Source organism: Limosilactobacillus gorillae (assembly GCF_001293735.1).
Lineage (GTDB): Bacteria > Bacillota > Bacilli > Lactobacillales > Lactobacillaceae > Limosilactobacillus > Limosilactobacillus gorillae.
This window is the reverse complement of sequence record NZ_BCAH01000028.1, coordinates 1-6,185: the sequence shown is the minus strand read 5'-3', so window position 1 is coordinate 6,185 and position 6,185 is coordinate 1. Positions and strand designations below refer to the sequence as shown.

General features: G+C 51.0%; 4 protein-coding genes and 2 pseudogenes. 1 reads left to right on the top strand and 5 read right to left on the bottom strand.

Going from position 1 to position 6,185, the window contains the following annotated elements; all coding sequences use genetic code 11:
- The 5 genes and pseudogenes from AOQ57_RS05590 to alsS all read right to left on the bottom strand — a co-directional run.
- A pseudogene (locus AOQ57_RS05590) lies at positions 1-353 on the bottom strand (glutamate--cysteine ligase); the annotation flags it as partial.
- 415 nt (positions 354-768) lie between these two features.
- Complete coding sequence (locus AOQ57_RS05585) at positions 769-1,053, bottom strand: SemiSWEET family transporter (RefSeq protein ID WP_093626021.1); 285 nt, start codon at positions 1,051-1,053, stop codon at positions 769-771.
- 18 nt (positions 1,054-1,071) lie between these two features.
- A complete protein-coding gene (locus AOQ57_RS05580; protein ID WP_093626019.1) occupies positions 1,072-2,403 on the bottom strand; it encodes an amidohydrolase family protein in 1,332 nt (443 codons plus the stop codon).
- Between the two features lie 146 nt (positions 2,404-2,549).
- A pseudogene (locus AOQ57_RS05575) lies at positions 2,550-3,698 on the bottom strand (ArgE/DapE family deacylase).
- 251 nt (positions 3,699-3,949) lie between these two features.
- Entirely contained in the window at positions 3,950-5,632 is a 1,683-nt protein-coding gene (gene alsS / locus AOQ57_RS05570) for an acetolactate synthase AlsS (protein WP_093626017.1), read from the bottom strand.
- A gap of 371 nt (positions 5,633-6,003) precedes the next feature.
- Between alsS and AOQ57_RS05565 the strand changes: the two genes are divergently transcribed.
- On the top strand, positions 6,004-6,185 hold a 182-nt coding region (locus AOQ57_RS05565), incomplete at its 3' end, for a LysR family transcriptional regulator (protein WP_157686483.1).

Genomic DNA, 6,185 nt, shown 5'->3' with positions numbered 1-6,185 from the left:
GCGATCGGAACCTTTGACCGGTCCTTAGGTAGGATCGGTGGCATCGAAAGCGGCCACAAAAGCTCGCCTGGTGCCAACGCAATTCGCAAGGCGGTATTGATACTGTACAGGTAGTGAATGGCATCGGTGGCGTTACCGGCCGGCGGGGTTACAATCTCAGACATCGTCTCCAAAAAGTCATTGGTAATCCACGGATTTTCCTTTTCATCACCCACCGCTGCCGGGTAGGGCTCCTGGCTCAGGTGACCTGTTTCATCTACTCGCTGCATTTCAATTTCTAAGCCCATCTTAAAATTGGATGCCTCCAAAAGTGCCTGGTGATCAAAGATGGCCTGACCAATTCGACTAAACATTGTACACCCCTCGCTATCTCATCTTTTTGTAAGTTTGGTTTAATTTATCAAATTCTAACCGGGAAGGCAAGTTAGCGCACTTAACAATCAACTTAATCTGGCTAAATTTTCGAAAAGCACTTGATAAAAATTAGAATAATATTATAATTATATCAATCTTCTTTAAGGAAAGAGATTTACGTAAATAAGTAAACAATTCTTTAACTTCATCCGTCGTTGGGCTAAGAACGCAGTTGCCCTATCACTTATTTACTAAAGCTCGCTTAGTTAGGTTCTATTTTAGCTATTGATTAGGACCCGCTTAACCTTATCAGTGAGATTTTCACCACAGGGGCTGTGACAGTTTCGTCACAGCCCCCTATTTATAATTAGGAACTAAAATGAAACCCCTGCGCTAAAAACGCAGGGGGTTTAATTAGTGGATATACACGGTTATGAAAGTCAAAATCCCAAAGATGATTCCCGGGAAGTTGGCGATGATGACGGGCCAATCCTTTTGGGGTTTGATCCACCCGTAAGCTACCCAGAGAATGGCGTTAATGGCGGCACAAATTGGTTGTAACGGTGAAACCGGGTGGCCGCTAAAGTTAGAAATAATCTGCTGGATGTAGGAAACGTACATCACTAGGCAGGCCACCGTGGCGGTATTACCAATCATCTTGGCCTTGTGTAAGCGGCGGTTAATCTCTTCTTTTTCCATTTTCAATTTCTCTCCTCTTTAATCGCGAACTTGATAAACAAGGTCGCCGTTAACCATTACGGCAGTCACGACCGCGCGGGTCGCTTGGTACATGAGGCGCTCGAAACGATCGAGCGGACTCTCTTTTGGCCAGGGGTGCGGGTCGGTCAGGATTTGAAGGTCAGCCTGACAGCCGGCTTCCACCGCCCCAACTGGTAGGTTCAGCGCCTGCGCGCCTCCCTTGGTGGCGAGGTAAAAGGCGGTTTGAACCGAAATTCGTGAGTCCGGCTTCCCCTGGTCGTCATTAGCCACCCCATCGGTCCGGACCTGGGACAGGGCGACAGCGTGGCGGATGTTATCATACAGGCTTGGCGAATAGCCGCCAGAAATGTCACTTCCCAGCCCCAATTGGTTGCCATTTTTAAGCAGCTGGTTGACGGGCAGAACGCCGTTACCAAAGTAGGCATTTGAGATTGGGCAGTGGGCAATGGCCACTCCCCTTTCCCTTAGTAAATTAGCATCATGATCAGTCAACTGGGTGCCATGAGCCAGGACCGTTTTAGCAGTCAGCAGGCCAAACTTATCTAACACTTCGGCATCGTGCAGGCCAAAGCGGTCAATCGCGTACTGGTGCTCCCAGTTGCTCTCTGAGACGTGGGATTGCACCGGTAGGTCGTATTTCTTGGCCAAGCGCCCCAATCCGGCTAGTGTACCATCGGAACAAGATGGCACAAACCGCGGGGTGATGACTGGAAGCGGAGCCAGCGGTTCACCTTGGCCCAAGAACTCTAGGGCCTGGATAAAGCGCTCGGTTTCGGCTACCGCCTCCTGGCTGCTCTCATCACGGTAGTAAGCTGGGGTTTGGTCAGGGTTATCCATTGCCACCCGGCCAATTGCACTCCGCAGGCCCTGATCCATGCATTCCCGGGCCAAGACCAGGTTGGCCTCGGTGTGAATGGTCCCAAAGAACAACGCCGTCGTGGTCCCATTAGCCAATAAGGTGTGGACTAGGTCATGGTAGATGGTTTGGGCATACTCAAGGTCTTCATACTTGGCTTCCAAGGGAAAGGTATCGTCGTTTAACCAGTCGGCCAGGGGCTTATCGAGGGCGTGGCCGGCCTGGGGCCACTGCGGGGCGTGAATATGCAGGTCGACAAAGCCGGGTACAATCACCTGGCCAGGAATCAGCTCGTGCAAAAGACCGGCTTCCTTGGCTTCCCTCAGGTGCTCTTGGTAGCCGGGCTCATCCGGGGTTAAAACAGCAGTAATTTTGCCGTCCTGGTCAATTTCAATCAGGGCATCAGCAAGGTAGGTAACGTGATTGGACTCCGGCGCAGTGTAGGCGGGCCCAAGAAGAACAGTTTTTAACATCGCAGTCTCCTTTAGTTCAATCAGATTTACTAATTAATATTATCACGAACGGCTTAATTAAAAAAGCAAGGTTTAAGCCCTTAATCATTTTAAATAACGATGGTCAGGGCGTTGCAATTTTATGCATAGCGCTTACTTTACGAAAGTTAGGCAAAATAATCCTGAATAAACCTTTGGTAGAATCTAATCGCCTGGTGATAAACCGCCAGGCTTACCCACTCATTGGGCTGGTGCTGGCTGTCGCTGCCCGGTCCCACCATCACAATGGGAAACGCCGCCTTAGCACGAATAAATTCGGAGCCGTCACTAGCCCCCGTCCCCCCTACTGGCGTAAGCGGCCGGCCGAAGACCTCCTGGCTAATCTTTTGAAGCTGTTTGATCAACGGGCTATCGGCCTGCCCTGGCATCGGTTCTTCCGGATAGCTGTAGCGAACACTGAGCTGGTAGCCCGGCCGCTGATTGAGTTCTTCAATCAGACCGTCGATAATACTAAAGATAACCTGATTGGTGTAGCCTGGGATCGTCCGGATGTTGCCGGATAATTCAGCAAAGGACGGGACCGAGTTAATTTGTTCGCCCCCCTTAATGGTGGTGATTAAGCTAGTCAGCCTGCCTAAAACCGGATCAACCCTGTCTAACTTAGCCAAACGGGCCTGAACCGCGGTAGCAAACTCTAGCAAGTGGGCGATCGCGTCTTCACCCTGCTCGGGTTTGGAGGAATGGGCCGCCTTCCCCTTGGAAGTGACGTAGTAATCGACAATCCCCTTGCTGGTGTATTGGATCTGTTTCATCCCGTCGGACGGCTCGCAAATTACCATCGCACTCAGGTCGTTAACCCAGCCGGCATCGGTCAACTGGGCGGCCCCATATTCACCAGACTCCTCGCCAACCGTGGCCACCAGCTTGATCTTGCCTGGAATCGCCCCTTCCTCTAGCAGATTTAATAACGCACAGACAATCGCGGCCAGCCCGCTCTTCATGTCAGAAGCGCCCCGCCCGATCAGGCGGCCGTCGATGACCGCGGGGTCAAAGGGATCCGTTTGCCAGTCCTTAAGAGCCCCGGGGTCAACTACGTCCTGGTGGCCAGCAAAACCTAACGCCCGCTCGCCTTCACCAATGGTTACGATTAAGTTATTTCGGCTCGGAGAATATTCAATTTGATTTATAATTGCTCCTTAGTCTTGGTACGGGGCAAACAGGCCCGCCAAGTAATCGGCAACTTCTTTTTCATTATCGTTGACCGTTTTAATGGCGATCAAATCCTTTAAAATCGCCTCTGCACTCGCTTTATCCATGGCAATATCTCCCTTTGAAATGATCAGTTATATCATACACTTCATGATTACCATTCACAAGTTATCCCGCATCTTTATTAACGATAAATGTATAATTAATCACCAAACGACTTAGTTTTTTAAGTGGCAGCGCCCTGACTCACTAGAAAATACAACGGGGCTGTGGCAAACCGTCACAGTCCCGTTGATACTTATTTACAGGGGGTACAGCAACGAAGGCGCCGCCTTTCGTCATCCCCTTTTGCTTTTAGCTAGTTAATGTTATCTTGAATTAATTGTTGACCAAGGGTCGGGTTGTCAGAGTAGTCAACCGGGATGTCGACCACAACTGGTCCCTTGGTGGCAAAGGCCTGATCTAAGACCTTGCCCAGGTCGGCGGCGCGTTCAACCCGCAACCCAGTAGCACCGAAGCTTTCGGCGTACTTGGCAAAGTCAACCGGGCCAAACTTAACGCCGGCGTCGTGGCCGTACTTGAGCTCCTCTTGGAACTTAACCATGTCGTAGTTCCCGTCGTTCCAAACCAGGTGAATGATGTTTAAGTTCAAGCGAACCGCCGTTTCCAGTTCCTGGGCGGAGAATAAGAAGCCCCCATCCCCGGACACGGAAACGACCTGGCTGTTTGGCCGTACCAAGGCTGCCGCAATCCCCCATGGCAAGCCGACCCCTAAGGTCTGCATCCCGTTAGAGAAGAGCAGATGGCGCGGTTGGTAGCTGCGGAAGTGGCGGGCTAACCAGATGTAGAAGGAACCGATATCGGCGGTGACGGTCATGTCATCGGTAATCCGTTCCTGCATGGCGGCTACAATGTTAAGCGGGTGGTTAAGCACTTGCCCTTCTTTAACCGGCTTTGGTTCGTCGCGGGTCGTCACCTCAATTTGAACCTGGTCTAAGAAGGCCCGGGACTGGCTCGGGACTTGGTAACCAGCCAGTTGTGGCGTTAAGAGGCGTAAGGTGCTAGCGAGGTCCCCGATCAATTCGCGTTCCGGTTGGAAATTATTGTCCAATTGAGCGGCCTTTGTGTCTAAGACCACCACCCGGGCGTCGTCGGTTGGATCCCAGTTACGCGGCTCGTATTCGATTGAGTCGTAGCCGACCGTGATTACCAGGTCGCTTTCCTTCAAGACCCGGTCCCCTGGTTGGTTACAGAAGAGGCCAACCCGGCCAAAGAAGTCGGCTTCCAGTTCACGAGAAATGATCCCGGCCCCCTGGAAGGTTTCGACAACCGGCAGGTGGGTTTCCTTAACCAGTTGACGGATGGCGGCCGTCGTTTCCTCGTCGGAGGCCCGCATCCCGACTAAGAGAACCGGCATCTTGGCTTCCTTAACTTGAGTAGCCAACCAGTCAATATCCGCCTCATTAGCCGGCCCCAGTTTAACATTTGCACGCGGTGCCAGCGCTGGAGTCGTTACTTCGCCGTTGGTTACATCTTGGGGTACCGAGACAAAACTAGCCCCCTGCTTTGGTGCAACGGCTTCCTGGTAGGCGTTCGCCAGGACTTCCGATAAGTTATCCGGATCCTGAACTTCGGCACTGTACTTGGTAACTGGTGCTAAAAGAGCGGCGTTATCCATGCTTTGGTGGGTCAGGCGCTTAAGGTCACGCCGGGGAACTTGCCCCGAGATGGCCAAGACGGGATCACCTTCGGCCGTGGCAGTTACCAACCCAGTAGCCAGGTTGGAAACCCCTGGGCCTGAGGTTGTCAAGACTACCCCGGGCTTGCCAGTCAAACGGCCAATTCCGCTAGCAATGAAGGCGGCATTTTGTTCGTGGCGGCTGACAATTAACTTAGGTGCCTTCGGGTTAACTGGGTGCTCCAGTCGTTCGAAAAGGCGGTCAATCTTCGCGCCCGGAATTCCAAAAACGTACTTAACGTCGTGATTGGCGAGGCTATCGACAATTGCGTCGGCCCCGTAGCGTTTTTTATCTTCTGTCATGTTCAAATCTCCCTTATACCTGAATTTGTGAAATGACATCTCCTTTAAAGATCCTAGCACCATTAATTCAGCAAAACCAGCCAATTATGCGTTAATCATCGTGAAATAATAAACGGTTTTATGGTTAATGTTTGACTTTGTTCATAAAAGCACTTAACAAGATTATGATAATCCTTTAAATCCTTTCCATATTACAACGTCCCCATTAGTAAATCCTTCATTGGCGCACTGAGTAGTCAATAAAAATCTTTGTGTTGTGAGGTAACGAACAGACGAAATTTTTTAGTCAACCATTACGGACTAAAACCGTGGAATTGCCGGTCAAATTAGTTAAAACGCTCTCATGTATAATACACCACAGGAGGTGCACCATGAACCTGGAACAACTAATCTACGCAAACGAACTGGCTAACCATCAAACCATCCAGGAAACTGCCGACCTGCTTCACATTACCAAGTCGGGGCTGAGCCAGGCTATTTCACAGTTGGAGGCCGAAATGGGGGTGCGCTTATTTGACCGTTCCCGGCACGGGACCAAGCTAACCAAAGACGG

Excerpts from the sequence above, each read along its gene's own strand:
- AOQ57_RS05585 (WP_093626021.1), bottom strand. The coding sequence starts at position 1,053 with ATGGAAAAAGAAGAGATTAACCGCCGCTTACACAAGGCCAAGATGATT.
- AOQ57_RS05580 (WP_093626019.1), bottom strand. The coding sequence starts at position 2,403 with ATGTTAAAAACTGTTCTTCTTGGGCCCGCCTACACTGCGCCGGAGTCC.
- alsS (WP_093626017.1), bottom strand. The coding sequence starts at position 5,632 with ATGACAGAAGATAAAAAACGCTACGGGGCCGACGCAATTGTCGATAGC.